Source organism: Bacteroidota bacterium, from assembly GCA_037133915.1.
Lineage (GTDB): Bacteria > Bacteroidota > Bacteroidia > Bacteroidales > CAIWKO01 > JBAXND01.
Genome location: JBAXND010000001.1, coordinates 162,147 through 185,660 on the forward strand (window position 1 = coordinate 162,147; position 23,514 = coordinate 185,660).

Consider the following 23,514-nt stretch of genomic DNA (forward strand, 5'->3'; position numbering starts at 1 on the left):
AGTGTGCTGCGCTTAAATACTGATTTTACTTTGCAACATTTTACGAGCTTTTGATAACTGTGATTTTGATGTTCCCACCGTTATCTCGAGCATTTTAGCGATTTCCTTATGTTTGTAACCTTCTATTGCGTAAAGATTAAATACTACTCTGTATCCTTCCGGTAATTGCTGAACAACTTTCATGATGTCCTTTACCGACGATACCTCTACATTTTCACTCTTGACCATTTTTCGGTCATCAATATCATCAATATCCGTATGGAAGTAATGTTTCAGGTTTTTCCGATAATTATTAATCGATGAGTTTATCATGATTCTTTTTATCCAGTACTCAAAAGATCCTTCGCCTCTAAACGAATGAATCTCTGAAAAAACCGTCATAAATGCCTCCATAAGAACGTCTTCGGCTTCGTCCTTGCTCTTACAATACCGCATGCACACACCAAGCATCGAGTTTTTATACTTCTCAAATATAGCTTTCTGCGCCTTGCGATTATTGGCTCTACACCCTTCAATTAATTGATTATCTGCACTCATCAGCCTTATAACCACTTAAAGACGTGAATAGGAAAAAAAAGGTTGCCTCGCATAATGATATTGTTAAAAATCATTTCAGGCATTGATTCACTATGAATGCATGAAACAATATAAGTAATCGTGTTTCTGTTTTTTTTATATCCCCGGCTTTAGCCGCGAAACGCTTTTCAGCTGTTATTTTCTACCTTCATTTTTACACTCATTTTTTTTGCTCCAAGCACCGCTGTGGCAAAAAAGAATTATATTTGTTTGCATACAAACCTACGGGATTTTTTGAAAACGAGCAAAACCAATCAGATTTTCAATACAGTTCATCTGGTTTTTTAGTACAGAATTAAATGTATAACCAAACATTATTTAACTACAAATCAAATACATAATAAAATGGCTAATGAATTAAATGGTTTAAAACCACAGGCAATCTGGAAAATATTTTCAGAAATATGTAAAATCCCTCACCCCTCAAAAAGCGAAGCAGCCATTTCGGAATGGGTTCAGAACTTTGCTAAAGGGCTGAAACTGGAAACAATCGTTGACGAAACCGGTAACGTGATAATTCGCAAGCCCGCGACTCCCGGGATGGAAAAGCGCATGGGTATTGTTCTGCAGGGCCATCTTGACATGGTTCCTCAGAAAAACAACGAAATGGCGCACGATTTTGAAAAAGACCCCATTCTGCCCCGCATCGATGGTGAATGGGTTAGTGCAACCGGTACCACGCTGGGCGCTGATAATGGAATTGGCGTTGCTGCTGCGCTTGCTGTTATGGAAGCAACCGATTTGGTGCACGGACCTATTGAATGTTTGTTTACCATTGATGAAGAAACCGGCATGACAGGTGCATTTGGTCTTAAAGGCGGACTGCTTCAGGCTGATATCCTGATGAACCTCGATTCGGAAGATGAAGGTGAATTGTATATTGGGTGCGCCGGCGGTATCAATGCTGCAATACAGTTTAATTATCAGGAAGAAGCTGTTCCTGCGGATTCCGTTGCATACAATGTAATTATTAAAGGACTGAACGGCGGGCATTCGGGTGTGGATATTCACCTCGGACGTGCCAATGCCAATAAAGTACTTGCTCGTTTTTTGGTCGCCGCAGCAAGCAAACATAAATTGCGCGTTGCGGGCTTTGAAGCCGGTAATCTGCGCAATGCCATTCCACGCGAAGGTAACGCCGTGGTGGTCGTTCCAAAAGCCGGTGAAGCCGCTTTTGCAGAATTTGCAAAAGCATTTGCAGGCATTCTTAAAAACGAATATCAGGCGGTTGAACCCGGCCTGCAGTTTGAAGTTGCCAAAGCCGATGCTCCCGCAAAAGTGATGGATGCTAAAACACAATTCAACTTCCTGAATGCTGTTTATGCTTGTCCGAATGGCGTTATTTCTATGATTCCCGATATGCCGGGTGTGGTTCAGACATCAAACAACCTGGCCATCGTAAAAATGGAAAAAGGTAAAATAGACATCAGTTGTTTGTTGCGCAGTTCGGTTGAGTCAAGCAAAGAGGACCTGGCTGCTATGATGGAAGGCGTGTTCCTGCTGGCCGGTGCCGAGGTTAAATTTGACGGAGGCTATCCCGGATGGAAACCCAATGTGAACTCCCCGATATTGAAAACCATGAAGGAAATTTATCAGAAAAAATTCGGTAAAATTCCGGAAGTAAAGGTGATACATGCAGGTCTGGAGTGTGGTTTGTTGGGCGATGTATATAAAAACTGGGATATGATTTCATTCGGACCCACCATTCGCTACCCTCATTCACCGACCGAAAAGGTAAATATTGAATCGGTACAGAAGTTCTGGGATTACCTTACAGAAACCCTGAAAAATGCCCCTTTAAAATAAATTTTAATTTATTGAATAACAGGGTGGTAATGTGGCTACCCTGTTATTTTTTTCAATCTGTGAAGGCTTTTTAATCAAAAAAATTTGCAGAATATAAAATATTAAGTAATTTTGCACTCCCTAAAATAAGCTATTATGAAACGGACATTTCAACCTTCGCAACGGAAAAGAAGAAACACCCATGGATTCAGGGAGCGTATGGAATCAGTTAACGGGCGTAAAGTTCTTGCGAGTCGTAGGGCTAAAGGCAGAAAAAGACTGAGCGTATCAGATGAAAAATTACATAAAAGATAATTTTATTTCTGAACTACATAAAAACCTTTAATTTTGGAGGAGATAATTTCACGATTATCTCCTTCTTTTTTTTACGGCGATGATAAAATTTATTTTTTGGCTTTTTATTATTTATGTGGTAATTGTGCTGTTTTTTAGGTACTTATTGCCACTTTTACTGCGTTGGTACCTGCTCAGGTTACAAAAACGATTTGATACTATGAACGGGCAACAAGCCTCGCCCCGGGGAAAAGAAAAAACCGGAGATGTGACCATTGAACATATTCCTGACAAGAAGAAAAATTCAGAATTTATTGGCGAATACATTGATTTTGAAGAAATAAAAGATAAAAAAGAATAGCGCGTATGAAAAACGGTCTTATTAAAAAAATGCTGCCTTATGCAATAGCCATTATTGCATTTATTGCAATTTCTATTTTCTACTTCAGCCCGGTGCTTGAAGGGAAAAAACTAAACCAAAGTGATATTGTACAATTCAAGGGGAGTGCAAAGGAAATATTTGATTACAGAGCAGCAACGGGTCAGGAGCCGCTCTGGACAAATTCAATGTTTGGCGGTATGCCCGCCTATCAGATCAGCACATTGTACAACTCCAATGTGATACCGGTCTTTAACCGTGTATTCATGCTTGGACTGCCGCATCCGGCGAGTATTTTGTTCCTGCTTATGATTTCGTTCTTCTTGCTTCTTATTGTGCTCCGTGTAAATCCCTGGCTGGCTATGACGGGCGCCATTGCATTTGCCTTCTCGTCCTACTTTTTCATCGCTTTTGAGGTGGGACACAATGCTAAAACCATTGCCGTTGCCTATATGCCGGCAGTCCTTGCCGGGGTGATTTTGATTTTCAGGGGACGGTATCTGCTGGGAGGCGTACTTACAGCCCTGTTTATGGCTCTCGAGATTTCCGTGAATCATATACAGATGACGTACTACCTTATGATACTTTTGGGCATTTACGGTTTAGTAGAAATGATACGGTTCATTATTAGAAAAGAATACATGGCATTTCTAAAATCCGCGGGTATAATAATGATTGCGGCTATTCTTGCAATCGGTCCTAACGTTGCCAACCTGTGGACATCATTTGAGTATATGCAAGAAACAACCAGAGGCCGTTCTGAGCTTACGAGCGATCAAAGCAATAAATCGGGAGGTCTTGACCGCGATTATATAACTGCATGGAGCTATGGTAAAGGCGAAACATTTTCGCTGCTTATTCCCGATGTTAAAGGAGGCGCTTCGGGCAGACTGGGAGAAAATAAAGAGGCGATGGCTCAGGTTGATTCACGGCTCAGAGAATCGGTGGCACAGCAAAGCCAGTACTGGGGCGAAATGCCGTTTACATTGGGCACCGTTTATGTGGGCTCGTTTGTAGTATTCCTGTTCGTTTTGGGTATGTTTCTTGTGAAAGGCCGCTTCAAATGGATTATTCTGGCCGTTACAGTATTTACCATTATGCTGTCGTGGGGTCATAATTTCAAGTGGCTGACTGATTTCTTCATCGATCATGTCCCATTCTATAACAAATTCAGAAGTGTATCATCGATATTGGTAATAGCTGAATTTATGCTGCCACTTCTGGCTGTTTTAGCGCTGAAAGAAGTAAGCGAACATCCCGGAGTTTTCGGTATAAAAGAACTGAAACGACGTTTCATGGTACCGTTTTTAGTTTCATTCGCACTTACGGGTGGTTTATTACTGCTGTTTCTGGCGATGCCGAAATTCTTTTTCGACTTTACAAGCGGGAGCGAACTCAGTCAGTTCGCACAATACCGTAAACAGGGGAGCGGCGCTCAGGTCGACCAGTTTATCAATGCCATGGAATCTGCGCGCATATACATTTTCCGCATGTCGGCATGGCGCAGCCTCTTATTCATAGTACTGGGCGGAGGGCTGGTGTTCCTTTACATGTATATGAAGAAAATGAACAAGTATGTTTTCTTTGCTGCAATTGCCTTGATATTTTTGCTTGACATGGTTCCCATTGCAAAACGATACGTGAATAACAAGACCTTTGTTGCTGCAAAAATTGCTGAAACACCCATTACAAAGACGGTGGCCGATGATGCTATTTTAAAGGACACGACACTTGACTACAGGGTGCTGAATATCAGCAGTGGAAATTTTACACTCGATGCCACTACATCCTATTTTCATAAATCAATTGGAGGCTATCATGCCGCCAAGCTAAAAAGGTATCAGGAGCTTATAGAAGCCCGCCTCATGCATGAGACCGATCGACTGGAGAAAGTGCTTCAGAACGAACCGAACGACTCTATTCTGATTGCGACCATGTACGGCCTTACTTCGCTGAATATGCTGAATACAAAGTATTTTATTTACAATCCGGGAGCTCCGCCATTGAGAAATCCCGCAGCTTTGGGTAATGCATGGTTTGTGAAAAACGTGAAAATGGTGGAGAGCGCCGATGAGGAAATCAAGGCCGTTTCCAATTTTGTTCCTGCTACAACAGCCATTGTGGATAAACGTTTTGAAAGCCAGTTGTCTTCATTTAAAGGCGATAAAGATCCGGCATCTACCATAAAACTCATCACCTATCAGCCGAACGCACTCACCTACGAAGTCAAAGGTGTGAAGAATCCGCAGTTGGCTGTTTTCTCTGAAATATATTATGAGGAAGGTTGGAATGCTTATATCAATGGTGAAAAAGTGCCTTATTTCCGCGCCAATTATGTGCTCAGGGGTATGGTGGTTCCTGCCGGTGACAGCAAAATAGAATTTAAATTTGAACCGAAATCTTTTGTTACCGGAAGTGCCGTTTCTCTGGCCGGCTCATTGATAATTATTTTAATGTTGCTTGCCGCGATAGGTTTTGAAATAAAAAAAGCTTTCTTTACCAAGAAAACAGAAGCATAAACGGTAATTGAAGGAATTTTTGAGGAGGAAAACCGTGTTATAGAAATGCTTTTGTGCGGGCATTGGTTTATGTATTTGTGCACAATTGATTTCTGAAAATGGATGCATTTTATCCGAATCAATAATAATATTGAGTTGACAGGAGTTTGTAACAGATGATTTCAAGAAGCTTTCTCAAATCCTCTCTCGTATATACCGTAATTGGGGCTTTGCCGCTGGCATCGAGTCTGATATTATTGCCCTTTTATGCAAATTATTTAAGTACCAGCGATTACGGAATCTTTTGCTTGTTTGTCGGATTCACTGCTCTGGTGCAGATATTAGCAAACATAGCGATAGACCACTACCTCGTTTATCATTATTATGATTCGCAGGATAATCATGAAAAAGTGAAACGGCTGGTTGGAACCTCGGTAGGTATACTGTTGGTCTGGGGAATTATAATTACATTGATATTTAGTATTTTAGGTCCGCAGTTATTTAATTTTTATACAACACATCTTACTAAAGAACAAGCGCATATTAGTTTTTTCCCGTTTGGTTTTTTTTGTATTCTTACCGCATTTTTCAACAGCTTTTTTAAAACCTGCACATCATTATTGATTGCTCAGCAAAAACCCGTACAATTCTTCTGGTTCAATGTGAGCAATTTTATACTGACGATTGGAATTTCGTTGGGTGGACTCTATCTTTTTCCGTATTCTCTGACAGGTCCGATGTACGGGCGCCTGTTATCGGGTGTGGTAATTTTTATAATAGCTTTGATTTCTTTTCTGGTGCACTTCGGATTTGTTTTCGATAAATCGCTTCTAAAAAGTATTTATAAGTATTGCTATCCCTTGTTCTTTAATTTCAATGTTCTCTGGATTATTGCCTATTTAAGTGTTTTCATTATCAATTATTATGTAAGCACTGATGATGTTGCCATCTATAATTTCATTATTTCGGCGACATTATTAATTGAGTTCATGCAAAGTGGTCTGACCTCTGCCATATATCCTAAAGTATTTACATTGTGGACACGCGAAAAGAGCAACAGCAATTCGCCTGAAGTGAATATTTATTTCAATGCCTATACCGGAATAACGCTGCTGGTAGTGCCTTTGTTTGTTTTTGTGATACCTTTGATTGTGCCTCTTGTGGTCAAGAATAAGAGCTTTTATTATGGTTTCACGTTCTTGCTGCTGATAAGTGTTGGCTTTACCTTCAGAGGGATTCAGAACATGTACTATTCGTCGATTTTATACTTAAAGAAAACGAAAAAGATTGCAAAAATAAATTTGTATACTTTAATCTTTCAAATCATTGTTTCTACTGTTTTGATTATGAAATTCGGGCTGTCCGGCGCATTCTGGGCGTTTTTGCTGGTAAAACCATTTCAAACACTGGTATATTATTTTGAAACAAAAAAAATGTTTCGTTACAATATGAATTACAAAAAACAAATGATTGTACCCTTCGTTTATACGGCCTTTGCATTAGTGCTTTTCCCGTTCTATTTTAAGTACAATATTCATGTGTTGAATTTTATACAATTGGTATTTATGTGGTCAATAACATTTTTGGTTTATAAAAATGAAATCATTAATTTTTACAAAACCCTGATACAAAAAAACTTCAGTTTAAAATAATTGATCATGTCCATTGCGCTGTTTAGAAGCTATATTACCAAAATACGATTGCTGCTGTACTCGGTTACGTCCTCATTTTTTGATTTTATTCCGATGTTACTGAGAGTTCCGGTGAGAAATATTTCCTTACAGACTTCCGGCGAGAAGATTATTTTATTTGTGGGAGGAACAACAAGTCCGCGAATATCAAGAATGGCAAAGTGGCTGGTTAAAAATCCCGAATATAAAACCATCTTTCTGTGCCATACCAAGGGTTACATTGAAGAATTTTCGAACAGCTGCTGGAATAAGGTTATTCTGTACAGAAACAAGCCTCATTTAATCAGAATCATAAGGCAGTTAAAAAATATTTATATCATCCATGGTTTTGCGGTAAAGAGCTATTATCCGGATATTGTACGCAAGCATCATAAAGCAAAGTTCATCATGGATTTTCAGGATGTGTTTGCCTGTTATTACAGCTTACCGCCGACGTTACGATGGCTGAAACAAGAATTGCCGCATGAGAAGAACTGTCTCGAGAAATCGGATGGAATTGTTGCCCACAGCCTTGAACCGTGGATTGTTTACAGAAAATATGGTATCAGACCGCATCCTGATAATATTTTCTTTCCGTTGTACTGCGACGACGATTGCATTGTTGATACAGAAAAAAAACTGAACCCCGATGATATCCATATTGTATATGCCGGTGGAATTTCGGGTTCTCATCGCAGCAGGGAAAGACATGGTGTTACGCAGTTTCATAAAGTTATTGAAAAGCTTTCAGAGCAAAAAATCCATTTTCATATTTATCCCAGCCCGGCCACTCATGTGACCGACAGCGATGACTACAAACTAATTTCGCAGAATAACCCATATTTTCACATTCATCAGGCCGTATCTCTAGATAATTTACCTGCAGAACTTGCAAAGTATGATTTTGGGATAATTCCTTTTTTTCTGAGTGATTCGGGGCATTCAAAAGAAAAATACAAGTATGCAACCTCCTTAAAGTTATTTAATTTTATTGAGGCAGGAATACCTGTATTTGTTGCGGATGACATTTATTATCAAAGCTGGATGTTAAAACGGCATCATGCCGGAATTGGCATTCATGAAGAAGACGTTGCGAATCTGAAAAAAATAATCCTTTCACTGAACTATGAGCAAATGGTTGTCAATCTGAAAAAGTCCAGAGCGAATTTACTCCTCAGCCAACAGATTGTCAGATTAACGGACTTTTATACCCGGATTTTAAAAAAGGGGACTGAATAGTCAATTTATACCTCCCGAGCATGATTTCTTTCGCTTAAAAATACTAATTTTGCTTCAATGTTGACATCCTCAATATGTTTATCAAAACGGAATTTGTGAAATATAAACAGGCGATAAATGTATTGAGTTGGGAAGTATTGGCAGAACTGAAGTCATCGCATTTGATTGGTGATTCAATTTGAATGAGTTATGCTGTTTAGACTTCGGCGATATGAAAAGGAAACACAAACTTCATAACATATAAAAATGGCAAAAAAACTAATTTTATACGGCGCTAGTAATTTTGGCGACGAAATGGTTCAGCTTTTCCGGGACATTAATAAAGCGAATTTGACTCCGATATGGGAAATCGCGGGATTTTTAGACGACAATGATGCCATGGCTGGGAAAATACGTAATGGGATACCGGTACTGGGTACAAAGTCATGGTTAGAAGGCAACGATATTTCGGAGTATTATTTTGTTTGTTGTATTGGAAGTCCAAGAGCTAAATCAAAAATTGTCAGTTATTTAAAATCAAAGAACGCGAAATTCGCTACGGGAATACATCCGTCGGTAATAATGTCAGATACAAGTGTTGTTGGAGAAGGAACTGTAATTACTGCCGGAAATATTATCACAACGAATATCATTATAGGCAATCATATTATAGTTAATTTAGCCTGTACAATTGGTCATTATTCAAATATCGGAGATTATTGTACGATAAATCCGGGCGTTAATATTTCAGGAGATGTAATTTTGGAAGAAGGTGTTTCTATTGGTACAAATGCCACCTTGTTGGAAAAGAGAAAAGTTGGCAGCTATTCAATAGTTGGAGCCGGCAGTGTTGTAAATAAAGATCTTCCTTCTAATGTTACAGCTGTAGGCGTTCCGGCGAAAGTCATTAAAACGTTAGATTAATATTCCAAAAGATTTAATTCAATCATTAAAAAATGAAAAAAATATTTGTTACCGGTGGTGCCGGATACGTAGGGTCTGTGTTAGTTCCCAAGCTTTTGAAGCATGGGTATGAAGTTACGGTGCTCGATTTGATGATTTACGGCGAAGAGGTGCTTGCCGCACATCCCGGTCTTCATGCAGTTAAGGGCGATATCAGGGATGCAAAACTTCTTGAAAAATTGTTACCATCGCACGATGCCGCTATTCATCTGGCATGTATCTCGAACGACCCGAGCTTTGAGCTCAACCCGCATTTGGGAAAATCAATCAACCTTGATGCGTTTGAACCGCTGGTTGAAATTTCTAAAAGAGCCGGTGTAAAGCGATTTATCTACGCATCTTCATCGAGCGTTTACGGCATCAAAGAGGAGCCGAATGTTAATGAAAATATGGCGCTTGATCCTTTGACGGATTACTCCAAATTCAAGGCAATGTGCGAAGAAATACTTGAAAAATTTCGCTCTGATAATTTCACAACCTGCACGATTCGCCCTGCTACGGTTTGTGGTTACGGAAGGAGATTGCGTTTGGATTTAACCGTAAATATTCTCACGAATCTTGCCATAAACAAAGGTGAAATTACCGTGTTTGGAGGAGCACAGAAACGTCCGAATATTCATATCGAAGACATGACGGATTTGTATTGCCAGCTTCTTACATTACCCGAAGAAAAAATATCGGGTAAAACGTGGAATGCCGGCTTTGAAAACCATACCGTATCTGAAATTGCCGGCATGGTGAAAAATATTATTGGTGAAAACGTAAAAATAACAACCTCGCCAACAGATGACAATCGGTCGTATCATATTTCTTCCGAAAAAATCAAAAACGATATCGGCTTTATTGCAAAACGCACGATAGAAGATGCAGTTAAAGATTTAAAATCAGCGTTCAACAGTGGGTTGGTTCCCGATTCATTAACTGATGATAAATACTTTAATGTAAAAAGAATGCAGAAAATTAATCTTCAATAAATAATGAAAGTTCCTTACAACAATCTTGCAATTCAACATAAAAACATAAAAGCTGAATTACTCGAAGTTATCTCTGAAATTATTGATACCGGTCAGTTTATTCTCGGCGAAGAAGTAAAGAAATTTGAAAAGAGTTTTGCTGCCTTATGTGGAACAGAATATGCCATTAGCGTAGCAAACGGTACGGATGCGCTTTTTCTGACCATGAAAGGTCTTGGTATAGGTCCGGGCGATGAAGTAATAACCGCACCGAATTCATTCCTTGCATCAGCTTCATCCATTGCAATTGCAGGCGCAACGCCTGTATTCGCGGATGTTCGTGATGACTTTAATCTGGACCCGGTTCAGGTTAAAAAAGCCATTACACCAAACACCAGGGCTATAATTGCTGTGCATTTGACCGGCAGACCGGCTCCGCTCAATGAATTGGCAGACATTGCAAAACAATTCAATATTCATCTGATTGAAGATGCCGCGCAGGCTGTGGGTGCTGAATACAACGGAAAAAAGGTCGGAAGTTTTGGAATTGCAGGTTGTTTCAGTCTACATCCATTAAAGAATTTATCGGCATGTGGAGATGGCGGCGTCATTACAACAAACAATGCTGAATTATATAACTACCTTCTGAAAGCCCGTAATCATGGGCTGATAAACCGCGATGAATGTGCTTTCTGGAGTTATAACTCACGTCTGGATAATATACAGGCTGCCATACTCAATGTTAAAATAGGGGCGCTTGAACAGTGGACACAGAGGCGCAGAGAAATTGCCGGTATGTACCAGAAGCAACTGAAAACAATCGAAAATAGTATTATTCCGGTTGATTCGGCAAACGAAAAAGCAGTGTATCATACCTTCATCATCCAGGTTCCTCAGCGCGACGCATTGCAAAAATATCTGGCAGAACAGGGCGTCGATTCAAAAATACATTATCCCATCGCCATCCATTTGCAGGAGGGAGCATCATATTTAGGATATAAAAAAGGTGATTTTCCGGTAGCGGAAAAACAGATGGAAACAATTTTAAGTCTGCCCATGTTCCCTGAACTGACGAATGAACAGATTGCGTTTGTTACTCAGTCAGTGCTTGACTTTTTTAAGAAAAATTGAACAGATGAATAAAGAATCGATATACGACCTTTTTATCAAGGCATATAACAATGACAAAGCTTTTATAAAAAAGTGGATTGTATCATGGGATTATCAGATAAAAAGAAATAAAAGAGATCAGAAATACTCTCAGAAGCTACCCGATGATTTTTTGAAATATCAGGGAGAGAAGGATTTGGTAAAGTGGATGAAGTGGTTTTTGCCCGTTTATCCCGATTATATCGGTACTGAGCGATTGCAACATTTAATCCATGAAAGTATAGAAAATGATAAACGAATAATAAGTGAGCTGGGGCTTGAATATGATTTTTCGGATTATCACTTAAACGTGGGATTGAACAACGCTCATGATTTTTTTATTCCACAAATGATTCCTGCTCAGGAACGTTATAAAATAAAAAATGTGCTGGATTTTGGAGCAGGCTACGGCCGGCAGGCAAACCTCTGGTCGGCAGCGTCCGATAGTATTTATATGGCTATGGATGCTATTCCCAATTCTTATTGTCTTCAGAATGTATATTTTCATAAACTGGGGAAACCGGTGTATGATTACGCGGAAAACCCGTCTGATTTTAAATTTGATAACGATAAAAAGGGAATCTATCATTTACCGACATGGCGTTACGACCTGATTCCCGACAATTCATTTGACCTTGTAATATGTTTGCAGGTGTTGCCCGAATTGAATTCCATCTTGGTAAAAGCCATGCTCAGGCAGTTTAACCGAATACTGAAACCGGGCGGAATGTTGTACATTCGCGACAATGCATATTCATGGAAACCTGCCGGAAAAGTGAATGTCGAAAATTTTCTTCAACATAATAATTTCGTCCTCGAATACAAAGCTCATGTTATCGACAATATTGATATTGTTGGCGTTCCGAGACTGTGGAGAAAAACAGATCCGAAAGTAACAGCTTCTCAGATGTATAATTTTAATCATAAAATGAAGCAGTTTGTAATTGATGCGGATGCATTTTTCGGTGGAAGATTAAAGCGGGTTAAAAATAAAATTTCAAAATAATAATAGATGAAAGCAATAGTAACAGGCGGATGCGGCTTCATAGGAAGTCATTTGGTTGACCGGCTTCTCAAGGAGGGATTTGAAGTAATTGTAATTGATAATCTGAGCACCGGTCGCCTGCTGAATCTGGAGCATCATAAAAACAATCCGAAATTATCTGTTCAGGTTGCTGATATTGTCGACTTCGATACTATTCTGCCGCTTTTTAAAGATGTTGACCGGGTTTTTCATCTGGCAGCGCTTGCCGATATTGTTCCGTCTATTGAGCGACCGATGGAATATCACCGTTCTAATGTTGACGGGACCATCAGTGTTCTGGAATGTTGCCGCAAATCGAATGTTAAGCATGTAATTTATGCGGCATCTTCATCGTGCTATGGAATTCCTGATATATATCCGACGCCTGAAACTGCCGAAATCCGCCCTCAATATCCGTATGCGGTAACAAAATTTCTGGGAGAACGTTATGCGATGTACTGGCAGCAGATTTACGGATTGCCGGTTACTTCAACCCGTTTTTTCAATGTTTACGGTCCGCGTTCTCGTACCAGCGGCACCTATGGTGCGGTGTTTGGTGTTTTTCTTTCACAGAAACTGAATAACAAGCCATACACTGTTGTGGGCGATGGAAAGCAAACCCGAGATTTTACATTCGTTACCGATATTGTCAATGCCATCTTCATGGCATCGGGTGATGACAAATCCATTGGTAAAATCATGAATGTCGGAAGCGATAATACCTACAGTGTAAACAAACTCGTAACCTTGTTGGGCGGCGAAATCATTTATATCCCGAAACGCCCGGGAGAACCCGACTGTACGCATGCCGATATTTCTGAAATAAAAAAAGTTCTTAACTGGAAGCCTCTGGTCTCTTTTGAAGAGGGCGTTAAAATAATGCTCGAAAATATTGAATACTGGCGTGAAGCACCTTTGTGGGAGCCGGAATCTATTGCCGAAGCGACCAAGAGCTGGTTTAAGTATTTAGGTAAAAATTCTTAATTTTTTCAACCTTACGGTTCAGATTATGACAGGCTCAAAAATATTAAATCTCGAAGATCTTGCTCTGATTATTGAAAAATTGAAAAAGCAGGGAAAGACTGTTGCTCATTGCCACGGCTGCTTTGATTTGCTTCATCTGGGACATATTAAACACTTTGAAGCTGCCAAAAATGCTGCCGATATTCTGATTGTTACGATTACTCCCGACCGCTATGTAAACAAAGGCCCCGGACGGCCGGTGTTTAACGAGAATCTGCGCATGGAAGCCATTGCTGCATTGCAGGATGTTGATTATGTTGCATTGAATAAATGGGACACGGCGATAGAAACTATCAAGCTGCTGAAGCCGAACTTGTATATCAAAGGTCAGGATTACAAAGACAGAGAGAAGGATCTTACAAAAAATATTTTTCTTGAAGAAGATGCGGTAAAATCGGTTGGCGGAGAAATTCATTTCACAGAGGAAATTGTCTTTTCATCGTCAAACCTGATAAACGCACATTTTAGCCCTTACAGCGAGAGTGTTCAGGATTATATGCAAAACCTGAAAAACAAATACTCATCTGAACAAATCATTGACTGTATAGATGCCTTAAAAGATATTCGCGTGCTGGTTATTGGCGATACCATTATAGATGAATACCACTATTGTCTGCCCCTGGGCAAATCCTCAAAATCACCCACCATTTCATCGATGTTTCTTCACGGAGCGGCCTATGCAGGAGGCGCCCTTGCTATTGCAAATCACATGGAGCAGTTTTCGGGGAATGTTGAACTGGTAACTGTTCTGGGCTCTCAAAATGACCAAATAGACATTATTGAAAACAACCTGTCAAAAGGTGTTGCGCGAAAATTCTTCTACAGAAACGACAGCCCGACTAATACAAAGCGGAGGTATCTCGACAAATACTTAAACACCAAACTTTTCGAAGTGACTTTTATGAATGATAAATTCATAGACAGCACACTTGAGAATGAAATAATTTCTTACCTGAAAAAAAGCATAGACAATTATGATCTGGTCTTAATTTGCGATTTCGGACACGGATTTATTTCACCCGGATTGCAGGAATACATGCAGCATTCAGGAAAATTTCTATCAATTAATGCTCAGACAAACAGCAATAATTACGGATTCAATTACATAACAAAATACCGAAACGCCAACTATATTTCAATTGATGAAAAAGAACTCAGACTTCCATTTGGTGATAACTATGGCGCAATTGAAACACTGATTGAAAAATTAAGTGATATCACTAATTGTAATAACATCACGATTACATTAGGACAGGCAGGCTCCACATTGTATTCAGGCGGGAAATATTATTCGTCACCTGCTTTTGCCGGAGCAGTAAAAGATTCTGTTGGTGCCGGAGATGCCGTATTATCTATTACTTCGTTACTGGCTTATTCCAAAGCACCTGCCGATTTAATTCCCTTTATAGGAAACTGTATGGGCACCATTGCCGTTGGTATCATCGGCAACGAGCACCCCGTTTATAAGAAAGATTTAACCAAGTTTATTAGCCATTTTATGAAATAACGTATGAGACTTCTGAAACTAATTTATTTTATTTTTAAAACACTGTTTTTCGATATCAGAAACTTTGCCAATGCTACCTACCGCTATTGCGAAGAGGCAAGCTGGAAAAGATATGCGAAGGTCAAGAGGGGCTATAAGTCGGGCATGCCAACCATCAATATCCTTGATTTGCTGCCTGATTTAAATGAATCGATTAAAAGCTACACCTATCTTGACGGAACTTCAAATGCTACAGACATCCTTGTGCTGAAAGCACTCGCAAGAAAATACAATAACTGTCAGTATCTTGAAATCGGTTCTTTTCGCGGCGAAAGCTTAGTAAACGTTGCAGAGGTCGCGGCAGAATGTGTTTCCATAAGCTTGTCGGATGCTGAAATGAATGAGCTTGGATTGGTTGACCATGTTAAGCTACAGCGTTTTTTCTCGAAAGATTTGAAAAATGTGCTGCATATCAAGCACAACTCATTGACCTATGATTTCTCTCAATTGAACAAAAAATTTGATATTATTTTTATTGATGGCGACCATTCATACAAAGCAGTAAAACAGGATACCATAAATGCCTTTAAACTGTTAAAAGATGAGTCATCCATAATTGTATGGCATGATTACGGTCTTTCGTTTAATCGTGAAAACTGGACAACAATTGCAGCCATGATTGATGGTTCACCCTTGGAAAAACGCGATAAAATATTTCATATTTCGAACACTCTTTGTTCAATCTTTACCAATCAGAAATTCGAACAATCATTTCCTAAACTTACCGACATTCCGGATAAAACATTTACGGTAAGTATAAAGGGTTCTAAAATCTGATTTTTGAATTCAATCGTAACACAAAGTAAATTTTATGGACACACATACATTTGTTGACACGTATTATTCTGAATTTAAAAATGCGATAGAGCATATTGAAGCGTCAGATAATTCAGGCTCTGTGCTGAAATTTAATAATGGAATTGACTGTGCCGTAAAAATGCTTAGCGAGATTCAAAACAAAAAAAACAGAATTTACCTTGTTGGAAATGGAGGCAGCGCGGCTATTGCAAGTCATACGGCTATTGATTTACTGAAGAACGGAAATATTCCTGCAACGGCGTTTAACGATGCATCACTGCTTACCTGCATCTCCAATGATATAGGCTTTGAAGATGTTTTTGCAAAACCCATTGAAATGCTTGCCAGAGAAGGTGATTTGGTGATCTGTATCAGCAGTTCGGGCCGCTCGGCTAATATTATAAAAGCCGCCAAAACTGCAAGAGCAAAAGGTTGTGCTGTGCTTACGTTATCAGGTTTTGAGCCCGATAATCCATTGCGGACACTTGGTAATATCAATTTTTTTGTACCGTCTTTTTCTTATGGCTTCCTCGAAATAATTCATCAGTATATTCTTCACTGCATCCTCGATGCAAAAATGTATTGTCGGGAAGGGATTGATATATTTAATAAAAATCAGAAAGCATAAAAAATACGGGAGAACCCGGCGCATAAGCCTTTTATCCCGGTGTAGATTCGAGTAACTTCCTGAGTACTTTACCACCACCTGCTTTGAGTGTTTTTTTGTCATGTTATTAAGGCGTAAAGCCATAACTACAAATTACACATGCGGTAATACTAGATAAAATATTAAAAAAATCATGAAAATGCGGTGCAAACCAAGGTGCCATAAAATTCAGGGTTGAGAGTATAAAAATATTCGCTACTTTTGAGATGTAAACGGAAGCGTTTCCGATCAAAAAAAAACAGCCATGAACGTTCTATATAAAAATATTATTGCCCCGTCGGCAGGCATTCTTGATGCAATGAATAAATTGGGTGAAGCCGGCAATAAACTTACTCTTTTTGTTCTTGATGACGATCAAAAACTAATAGGGACACTTACCGATAAAGACATTCGTCAGGGACTCATTGCAGGAAAGAAAACGTCTGATACTGTTGAGGCATTCATGTGCCGCAAATTTCGCTTTCTCAGAGAGCATACCTTCACCATGGAAGAATCGATGCGGCTGAAGGCTGATGGTATAAAAGTAGTGCCCCTGCTCGATAAAAACGACCGCATTGTTCGCCTGATTGATTTTGATGAAGTGCGTTCAGCACTTCCGTTTGATGTGGTGCTGATGGCCGGTGGCCGTGGCGAAAGGCTCAAACCCCTTACCGATGCCACACCCAAATCGCTGCTGATGGTTGGTGATAAACCCATTCTTGAGCATAATATAGACAGGCTGATGAGTTACGGTATTTCCGAATTCATTATCACCATTCGTTACATGGCGCAGCAGGTTATGGATTACTTTGGCAACGGCGATTCGAAAGGTATTGATATCACCTACATTAAAGAGAATCTTCCGATGGGTACTATTGGCTCTATCAGTCTTATTGAAGAGTTCACCCACGACCACGTACTGATTGTAAATTCCGATCTTCTTACCGATATTGATTACGAAGCATTCTATAAACACTTTATTGAAGAAGGTGCCGATATGGCCATTGCCAGTGCTCCTTATCAGGTGAAGCTTCCATTTATTGCACTGCATACCGAAGGAAACAATGTTACAGGCTATGCCAAACGACCGATGTTTAATTACAACTGCAATGCCGGCGTTTATCTTATCAAGCGTGAGTTGTTGAAGATGATTCCTGTTGAACGAAGCTTCAATGCTACCGATTTCATGAATCTCTTGTTTGAGAATGGCAACAAACTAACCTATTTCCCGATATCCGGCTACTGGCTTGATATCAGCGAATACTCCGATTACATGCGTGCTAACGAAGATATTAAATACATCTCGAAATAGCCGTTGAAATACTTGCTGAAGGCGGCGTATGATTGAACCAATCTTACGCCGCCTTTCGTTGGAACCCCGACTATTGGAACGAATTATTCGCAGCTATTGCCCATGCAGATTCAAGGCACGGTGTTTTTGGCTTGTACTATGATTGATAATGGGTGCGTCCAACTTACCTACAATGCAAAATTGAATTGCGAAAAGATATTAAATGGGCTGTGCTTCTTATTCTTTCGCAAAACGCAACACTTTTATTTTATCGTTACAAACCATACTCAAGACGTAAATTCCATTCGAGAGATTGCGAATATCAATTTCTGTTCTATCTTGAGTAATTTTTTGTTGAAAAAGTAATTGTCCTTGGATATTATAAACCGAAGCAATTCCATTTTTCATCAAAGTAGTGTTTGTAATTGAAATATAATCTGTACCCGGGTTGGGATAAATAGAAATATCCGTTAAATCGATATTCGCAGAATTTTCTGCATTTCCTGTTGTTGCTGTCGGTAAAATCAGGAATTCGGGTAATCCAAATGAGTAAATATGTGGGTACACCTGAAAACGCTCCTGATAGAACTGATTAAAAACGGTTACTCCCGGAACATACTCAACATCGGGTTGAAGAATCCTGCCCAGTTGTGTTGTATCACTATAGAATCCTGTATCATGAATATGATAAATCAATCCGTCCGCGGCCAGTTTTAAGCCTCCGGCGTACCGGTTATTAAACTGGTGTACTAAAACCGAGCTAAGGGTAGGATTTTGCAGATTTATCTGATACAGGTCATTTGTTGCGTCAGTTGAGTAATAAACCGAGTAATATAAAAACTTTCCGTTCGGAGAAAATTCAAGATCATACACTGATGGGATGTAGTCATATCCGGTTATATACGATTTTAATGTCCCTGTTAAAAATTGACCGTTAGTATTGTCAAAATCACAAACAAAAATGCTGCTGGTATATTGGCTTGAAAATCCCACGCGGCTTACTCCAACAGCTGTGTTTGACTCAGTGTATGTGATATTAATAATTGGAGAGGCGCCACTTCCACCAGCCGTTAGTTTGATAGGGCCCATGTCAACCACACCCTGATAAGTGACTACCGATTGATTGATTTTATATACGACGTACTTGTATTGCATACCGGGAATTGGAAAAAGACTTGTAATAAGCCAAAGCACATTGGGTTCTGTTTCGCTTGGTATTATTTTCATCCCTTCAGAAACATAAGATAAGCCGTATGGTCCGGGTAGATTGTGTACAGGCCCAAAAACGTCGCTAATTACATTGTACAAACGGTATGTAATAATGCCTGTGTCTACAGAAATTGCATTTGCGCCTGTTCCATTTGAAAAAATATAGAATCCATCGGCACCGGCTCCGGGAACGAGGCTTATCGCTACCGGTTGACTGGATGAAGGATTCGCTCCTAAAGATTCGTAGCCGGGAGTAATTGGGTCGATATCAATAAGCGTATGGAATTTATCAAACACATTCCTGCCATCTGTATAAAAAACTAAATTTCCGGTTGTCGGATGAGTCGCAACAGCCCATTCTTCGAAGCCATTACTTGTTGTAATATTAGAGGGTTGTCCGCAGGGAAGCGGCTTAACGGGATTGGAAAGATTGCCAAAATACAAAGTGGCATTTGTTGTGCCGGAAAACGGTCTGCCAAAAATCCATATTCTGTCTTGAAGTTGAGCATGTAGATTACTATAAAGAAGGATACCGAAAATAATGGGAATAAGTTTTTTCATAAATTTCAGATTTAATTGTCCTAAAAAAAACATTTATTTTATTGCCGTTATATGACGCAAATCTAATAAGATGTTTTACAAAAAACAAATTTTACACCAATATATATTATCTAGATTATGTAATTAAATGTGTCTCAATAAAACATACCTTAGAGCGGCACTAATTTGTAACTCAAATATTGAGAACTCATTTTGTAGATTACGCAACATATTTTTTCACTTCCCAATAGAGCAATAACCTGCCTACAATAGGTGGTGCAGATATTCCTTTGAATGTTAATGGGAAATACTATTGTTGATAATTCACCCCAATCCCTAATCACCAACCCCTAGAAAGCCGGGCAGTGTTCAAACTTGGATTTTGAATGTTTAGGATTGCTGGAAGTATTACGTTTGATATTACATAACAGCGATTTTACGAGAGAGATTTCAAGTCCGCCCCGAAGGTTTGAAGCTGTGGTTAGTTTTGAAACATTGATATCATAACTTACCATCATCACAAATCCAAGCAGGTCATACCCAAATACCGGAATGAGATCACGTCCGAATCTATACCACATGCCCACATAAACACCGCTGTTTCCGGGGCGTGTAACTAAATTCAGACCGGCAACGGTTTCAGTGGTACCGTTCATCATTGAATAGTATACCTTAGGCTGGAGCATCAGTTTCTTTTTTCTTCCAATAACAAAATTTCCGCCGCCGTGTATCACGGTCTTTGTTTTTAAACGGCTGCTGCCGCCAAACAGACTTTCGTTCGGATTGGTAAGATGACTCATGGCAGCACCGGCATGCAGGCTTGTGTAACGTCCAATATTGAGTGTCGCCAGAATGCCGGCATTGAGGTCAAAATAAAATTTGCTTCCTTTAATTCCTGATTCACCGCTTGCAATGTCGCGGTCGAATGAAGTGCCTGCCCATTGCGATTCCCATGTTAATTTATAGGCTGCGAGACTTTTATTCACCAGATTTCCTGCAAGACCAAGGCTCACATAGAACTTTCTGTTTTTGGCGAGACTCTTGTTATACGAAAAACTTACTCCAATATCGGAGGTGCCTAAATTTCCATCTCCTGCTTTATCTCCAACAAAGGATAGTCCGAGACCGAGCCAGTCGTTGCGCAGTTTTTTTGGAGTAAGGCGCCCATCGGCCCAGGCCGTATAGGTTTTAAATGCTTTTCCAATGCTTTTCCATTGATCGTGATAATCGCCGCCCACGCGGAGTGCACAACCGCCAGAGCCGGTAAGCGCAGGATTTAAATATAGAGGAACAGAGTAGAACTGCGAAAAATGTAAATCCTGTGCTTTCACCATCAGGGGAAGCAAAAGTATTGCAAGAATGGTGAATTTCCTCTTCATGATTTACCGAGCCAGTGTAATGTTTCCTTTAATATCTTTTTTCTTACCATCGCGGCAGGTGGCCGTAAGATGATAAACATAAACGTCAATACCCTGAGGCGAACCTTTGAACGTGCCGTCCCATCCATTGCCCGGGTCAGAAGATTCATACAGTAATTGTCCCTGTCTGTCAAATATTTGCAGGTTTGCCTCGGTATAGCCGCTTCCGAGTATATGTACAATGTCATTCACACCATCTCCATTGGGCGAAAATCCTGTTGGGACACTCACCACACAGGCAGGACAGGGAGAAATCACCACTTCGTCTGTAATAGTTCCGCAATCATCAGTAATAGTTACGGAATAAGTACCCGGCTTTGTGGCTGTATAGTTGGGCGACGTAGAACCATCCTGCCATTTGTAAGCATTATAGCTGTTATTCAGCTCAAAGGAAATGGGCAGTTTGCTATCGCAAAGTGTTATATCAGGGCCCAGATCAAGCACAGGAACAGGTTTATAGGCAACATAGATTGTGTCGGCGCCAATGCAATTATTCAGGTTGGTAACGGTAACCGAATACAATCCGCTTGCAGATACAAGGAAGGCCTGACCTGTAGAATTATCTTGCCAGTGGTAGGATGAGAATCCTGTTCCAGGATCCAGTATTAACTGCGCTCCGGAGCATATCACCGTATCTTCTCCAAGGCTTGGCTTTGGTGACGGAATGACCGACAGAATTTGCATGGAGTCGGCATCTTGTCCGCAAACATTCGTCACGGTAACAGAATAGATACCCTGTGCGGATGCGTTGATGCTTTGCGTTGTGGCATTATTATTCCATTTGTAGGCTGAGAATCCGGCTCCTGCATTCAGCGTTAATTGCATGCCTTCACAAATAGTAACATCGGGGCCAAGGTCAACGAAAGGAGGAGGAAGCGCCTGAATTAAAACGCTGTCAATATAAACACATCCGTTAGCGTCTGTGGTGGTTACCGAGTAATATCCTGAAGCGTATACTGTGAGTGTTTGGGCATTTGAGGCATCCTGCCACAGATAAGTTGTGTAACCTGTTCCCGCATCAAGCACCAGCGAATCACCGATACAGATTGAAGTGTCAGGTCCCAGATCCACCAGATTATTACAGCCGCATATAAGAAACGTTGAAAGCGGTGCGTTGATTGCATTTGTTGATGCCGTGGTTGTGTATGCTATGGGCGCTGTTGCGGTGACAATTGGACTTGATGTAACCAGATTAGGACTAGTAACTCCGGTAGAGGCTGCTGTATCGGGGCAAGAAGCAAAGCTTCCGCTTCCATCGGCAACGCCATAAATGATATCGCCCATACCGGCGCCGTAGCTTTGAGTATAGTCAGCTATCATCAGGCGGCTTCCGCCTGCCGAAATCAGTGAACGGATACTTTTATAATTTGGACCACCGTCACCACCATCAATTCCGGAGCCACCGGTTGCTCTTGACCACGAAGGCGTCCCATTATTATCGAGTCGGGTAATAAAAATATCATTGTTGCCATAACCAAAAGACTTGGTATATCCGCCCAGCATATAGCCGTTGCTATTGTCTTTTATGATATCGTAGGCAACATCTTCGTTTGATCCGCCGATGGTTTTGGCCCAGTTAAGACCGCCGCTATTGTCAATTTTAAATGCAAGAATGTCATAATTTCCCGCGCCAAAAGAATTTGTATATCCACCAATCACGAATCCGCCGCCAATAGCATTGCAGATAGATCGCGCCCCGTCAAGTCCTGCACCGTTATCACCGTAAGTTTTAAACCAGCTCATATTGCCCAAGGTATCAACCTTAGCCACAAAAGCCTGATAAAGGTTACCATACGAACCGGTTGTTCCCGTAAATACTATCTGGTTATCGGGAGAGGCAATAATGCTGTATGCGCCCTCATGATTGGTTCCCCCGAATGTTTTTCCCCACACGGCAGTGCCATTAGCAGTGGTTTTTACAATAAAAATATCGTTTCCGCCAGCGCCCCAGGAATCGGTTTGAGCCGAGAGCACATAGCCTGAATTCAATACCAGCAGGTCGTAGCCATACTCAGTGCCGCCTCCACCATACGTTTTAAACCAGGAAACAGTTCCATTTGAAGTTAGTTTCAGCAAAAAAGCATCTTTATTTCCGCTGCCATAACTTTCGGTATAGCCGGTAGCAATGTAGCCGCCATCGGGAGTCTGTTTAATCTGCCAGCCTTCGTCGTTTTGTGCGCCGCCGTATGTTTTAGACCAAAGGATATTTCCTCCGATATCCGTTTTAAATATCAGTATGTCTTTTTGTCCGCTTCCAAAACTGTTGGTTGAGCCGCAAAAGATAAGATTACCGTCGGTAGTTTGACTAAATGATGAAAATTCTTCTTCGCCGGGACCTCCGTAGGCAACCTGAAAAGAAGACTGAGCGGCAATTGGGCGTGCGTAAGTAATACAAAATAATGAAATGCAAATTGCTGCCCAGATATACCTTCTCATGTTTATTAATTGCTTTTTAATGTGTTTAAGCGGGAGACAAATATAATAGTATGCACCCAATCCTAAAGTGCGTAAAAATACCTGATTTTTATCAATTA

General features: G+C 40.3%; 19 protein-coding genes. 15 read left to right on the plus strand and 4 right to left on the minus strand.

Features of this window, described 5'->3' with window-relative positions:
• Window positions 1–12 precede the first annotated feature (12 nt).
• Entirely contained in the window at window positions 13–537 is a 525-nt protein-coding gene (locus WCM76_00605) for an RNA polymerase sigma factor (GenBank protein ID MEI6764105.1), read from the minus strand.
• A gap of 384 nt (window positions 538–921) precedes the next feature.
• Here WCM76_00605 and WCM76_00610 point away from each other — a divergent pair, with 384 nt between their 5' ends.
• From WCM76_00610 to WCM76_00680, 15 genes are all read left to right on the plus strand, one after another.
• Window positions 922–2,382, plus strand: coding sequence for an aminoacyl-histidine dipeptidase (locus tag WCM76_00610; GenBank protein MEI6764106.1), 1,461 nt, complete (start codon window positions 922–924; stop codon window positions 2,380–2,382).
• A 135-nt stretch (window positions 2,383–2,517) separates the two neighbouring features.
• Complete coding sequence (gene rpmH, locus WCM76_00615; GenBank protein MEI6764107.1) at window positions 2,518–2,676, plus strand: 50S ribosomal protein L34; 159 nt, start codon at window positions 2,518–2,520, stop codon at window positions 2,674–2,676.
• A 199-nt stretch (window positions 2,677–2,875) separates the two neighbouring features.
• On the plus strand, window positions 2,876–3,016 hold the full coding sequence (locus WCM76_00620; protein MEI6764108.1) for a hypothetical protein: 141 nt from the start codon (window positions 2,876–2,878) through the stop codon (window positions 3,014–3,016).
• Between the two features lie 5 nt (window positions 3,017–3,021).
• Window positions 3,022–5,553, plus strand: a complete 2,532-nt coding sequence (locus WCM76_00625; GenBank protein MEI6764109.1) for a YfhO family protein — start codon at window positions 3,022–3,024, stop codon at window positions 5,551–5,553.
• A gap of 155 nt (window positions 5,554–5,708) precedes the next feature.
• Window positions 5,709–7,184: an oligosaccharide flippase family protein gene (locus WCM76_00630; protein MEI6764110.1), complete on the plus strand. Its 1,476-nt coding sequence runs from the start codon at window positions 5,709–5,711 to the stop codon at window positions 7,182–7,184.
• A 6-nt stretch (window positions 7,185–7,190) separates the two neighbouring features.
• Window positions 7,191–8,441, plus strand: coding sequence for a hypothetical protein (locus WCM76_00635; protein MEI6764111.1), 1,251 nt, complete (start codon window positions 7,191–7,193; stop codon window positions 8,439–8,441).
• 246 nt (window positions 8,442–8,687) lie between these two features.
• The gene (locus WCM76_00640) at window positions 8,688–9,344 is read left to right on the plus strand and encodes an acetyltransferase (protein ID MEI6764112.1); all 657 of its coding nucleotides are present in this window, start codon (window positions 8,688–8,690) and stop codon (window positions 9,342–9,344) included.
• A gap of 32 nt (window positions 9,345–9,376) precedes the next feature.
• A complete protein-coding gene (locus tag WCM76_00645; GenBank protein ID MEI6764113.1) occupies window positions 9,377–10,357 on the plus strand; it encodes an SDR family oxidoreductase in 981 nt (326 codons plus the stop codon).
• 3 nt (window positions 10,358–10,360) lie between these two features.
• Complete coding sequence (locus WCM76_00650) at window positions 10,361–11,467, plus strand: DegT/DnrJ/EryC1/StrS family aminotransferase (protein ID MEI6764114.1); 1,107 nt, start codon at window positions 10,361–10,363, stop codon at window positions 11,465–11,467.
• A 4-nt stretch (window positions 11,468–11,471) separates the two neighbouring features.
• Entirely contained in the window at window positions 11,472–12,491 is a 1,020-nt protein-coding gene (locus WCM76_00655) for a methyltransferase domain-containing protein (GenBank protein MEI6764115.1), read from the plus strand.
• 6 nt (window positions 12,492–12,497) lie between these two features.
• Entirely contained in the window at window positions 12,498–13,493 is a 996-nt protein-coding gene (locus WCM76_00660) for an SDR family oxidoreductase (GenBank protein MEI6764116.1), read from the plus strand.
• Between the two features lie 25 nt (window positions 13,494–13,518).
• Window positions 13,519–15,039 (plus strand): PfkB family carbohydrate kinase, encoded by a 1,521-nt coding sequence (locus WCM76_00665; protein MEI6764117.1) that lies wholly within the window; start codon window positions 13,519–13,521, stop codon window positions 15,037–15,039.
• A 3-nt stretch (window positions 15,040–15,042) separates the two neighbouring features.
• Window positions 15,043–15,855 carry a class I SAM-dependent methyltransferase gene (locus tag WCM76_00670; protein ID MEI6764118.1) on the plus strand — a complete coding sequence of 271 codons (813 nt, stop codon included), beginning with the start codon at window positions 15,043–15,045 and terminating at the stop codon, window positions 15,853–15,855.
• Window positions 15,856–15,889: 34 nt separating this feature from the next.
• The gene (locus WCM76_00675) at window positions 15,890–16,504 is read left to right on the plus strand and encodes an SIS domain-containing protein (GenBank protein MEI6764119.1); all 615 of its coding nucleotides are present in this window, start codon (window positions 15,890–15,892) and stop codon (window positions 16,502–16,504) included.
• Between the two features lie 283 nt (window positions 16,505–16,787).
• Entirely contained in the window at window positions 16,788–17,834 is a 1,047-nt protein-coding gene (locus tag WCM76_00680; GenBank protein ID MEI6764120.1) for a sugar phosphate nucleotidyltransferase, read from the plus strand.
• Between the two features lie 216 nt (window positions 17,835–18,050).
• Here WCM76_00680 and WCM76_00685 read toward each other — a convergent pair whose 3' ends face one another.
• The 3 genes from WCM76_00685 to WCM76_00695 all read right to left on the minus strand — a co-directional run bounded on the left by WCM76_00685 (window position 18,051) and on the right by WCM76_00695 (window position 23,416).
• Complete coding sequence (locus WCM76_00685; GenBank protein ID MEI6764121.1) at window positions 18,051–19,583, minus strand: T9SS type A sorting domain-containing protein; 1,533 nt, start codon at window positions 19,581–19,583, stop codon at window positions 18,051–18,053.
• Between the two features lie 329 nt (window positions 19,584–19,912).
• A complete protein-coding gene (locus WCM76_00690; GenBank protein ID MEI6764122.1) occupies window positions 19,913–20,941 on the minus strand; it encodes a PorP/SprF family type IX secretion system membrane protein in 1,029 nt (342 codons plus the stop codon).
• Window positions 20,942–20,944: 3 nt separating this feature from the next.
• Window positions 20,945–23,416 (minus strand): T9SS type B sorting domain-containing protein, encoded by a 2,472-nt coding sequence (locus WCM76_00695; GenBank protein ID MEI6764123.1) that lies wholly within the window; start codon window positions 23,414–23,416, stop codon window positions 20,945–20,947.
• Window positions 23,417–23,514: the final 98 nt, after the last annotated feature.

Bases quoted from the DNA above. Each gene is read 5' to 3' on its own strand.
- WCM76_00620 (MEI6764108.1), top strand. From the start codon at position 2,876: ATGAACGGGCAACAAGCCTCGCCCCGGGGAAAAGAAAAAACCGGAGAT.
- WCM76_00685 (MEI6764121.1), bottom strand. From the start codon at position 19,583: ATGAAAAAACTTATTCCCATTATTTTCGGTATCCTTCTTTATAGTAAT.
- WCM76_00635 (MEI6764111.1), top strand. From the start codon at position 7,191: ATGTCCATTGCGCTGTTTAGAAGCTATATTACCAAAATACGATTGCTG.
- WCM76_00675 (MEI6764119.1), top strand. From the start codon at position 15,890: ATGGACACACATACATTTGTTGACACGTATTATTCTGAATTTAAAAAT.
- WCM76_00645 (MEI6764113.1), top strand. From the start codon at position 9,377: ATGAAAAAAATATTTGTTACCGGTGGTGCCGGATACGTAGGGTCTGTG.
- WCM76_00630 (MEI6764110.1), top strand. From the start codon at position 5,709: ATGATTTCAAGAAGCTTTCTCAAATCCTCTCTCGTATATACCGTAATT.
- WCM76_00680 (MEI6764120.1), top strand. From the start codon at position 16,788: ATGAACGTTCTATATAAAAATATTATTGCCCCGTCGGCAGGCATTCTT.
- WCM76_00670 (MEI6764118.1), top strand. From the start codon at position 15,043: ATGAGACTTCTGAAACTAATTTATTTTATTTTTAAAACACTGTTTTTC.
- WCM76_00695 (MEI6764123.1), bottom strand. From the start codon at position 23,416: ATGAGAAGGTATATCTGGGCAGCAATTTGCATTTCATTATTTTGTATT.
- rpmH (MEI6764107.1), top strand. From the start codon at position 2,518: ATGAAACGGACATTTCAACCTTCGCAACGGAAAAGAAGAAACACCCAT.
- WCM76_00625 (MEI6764109.1), top strand. From the start codon at position 3,022: ATGAAAAACGGTCTTATTAAAAAAATGCTGCCTTATGCAATAGCCATT.
- WCM76_00665 (MEI6764117.1), top strand. From the start codon at position 13,519: ATGACAGGCTCAAAAATATTAAATCTCGAAGATCTTGCTCTGATTATT.
- WCM76_00650 (MEI6764114.1), top strand. From the start codon at position 10,361: ATGAAAGTTCCTTACAACAATCTTGCAATTCAACATAAAAACATAAAA.
- WCM76_00690 (MEI6764122.1), bottom strand. From the start codon at position 20,941: ATGAAGAGGAAATTCACCATTCTTGCAATACTTTTGCTTCCCCTGATG.
- WCM76_00660 (MEI6764116.1), top strand. From the start codon at position 12,498: ATGAAAGCAATAGTAACAGGCGGATGCGGCTTCATAGGAAGTCATTTG.
- WCM76_00610 (MEI6764106.1), top strand. From the start codon at position 922: ATGGCTAATGAATTAAATGGTTTAAAACCACAGGCAATCTGGAAAATA.
- WCM76_00605 (MEI6764105.1), bottom strand. From the start codon at position 537: ATGAGTGCAGATAATCAATTAATTGAAGGGTGTAGAGCCAATAATCGC.
- WCM76_00640 (MEI6764112.1), top strand. From the start codon at position 8,688: ATGGCAAAAAAACTAATTTTATACGGCGCTAGTAATTTTGGCGACGAA.
- WCM76_00655 (MEI6764115.1), top strand. From the start codon at position 11,472: ATGAATAAAGAATCGATATACGACCTTTTTATCAAGGCATATAACAAT.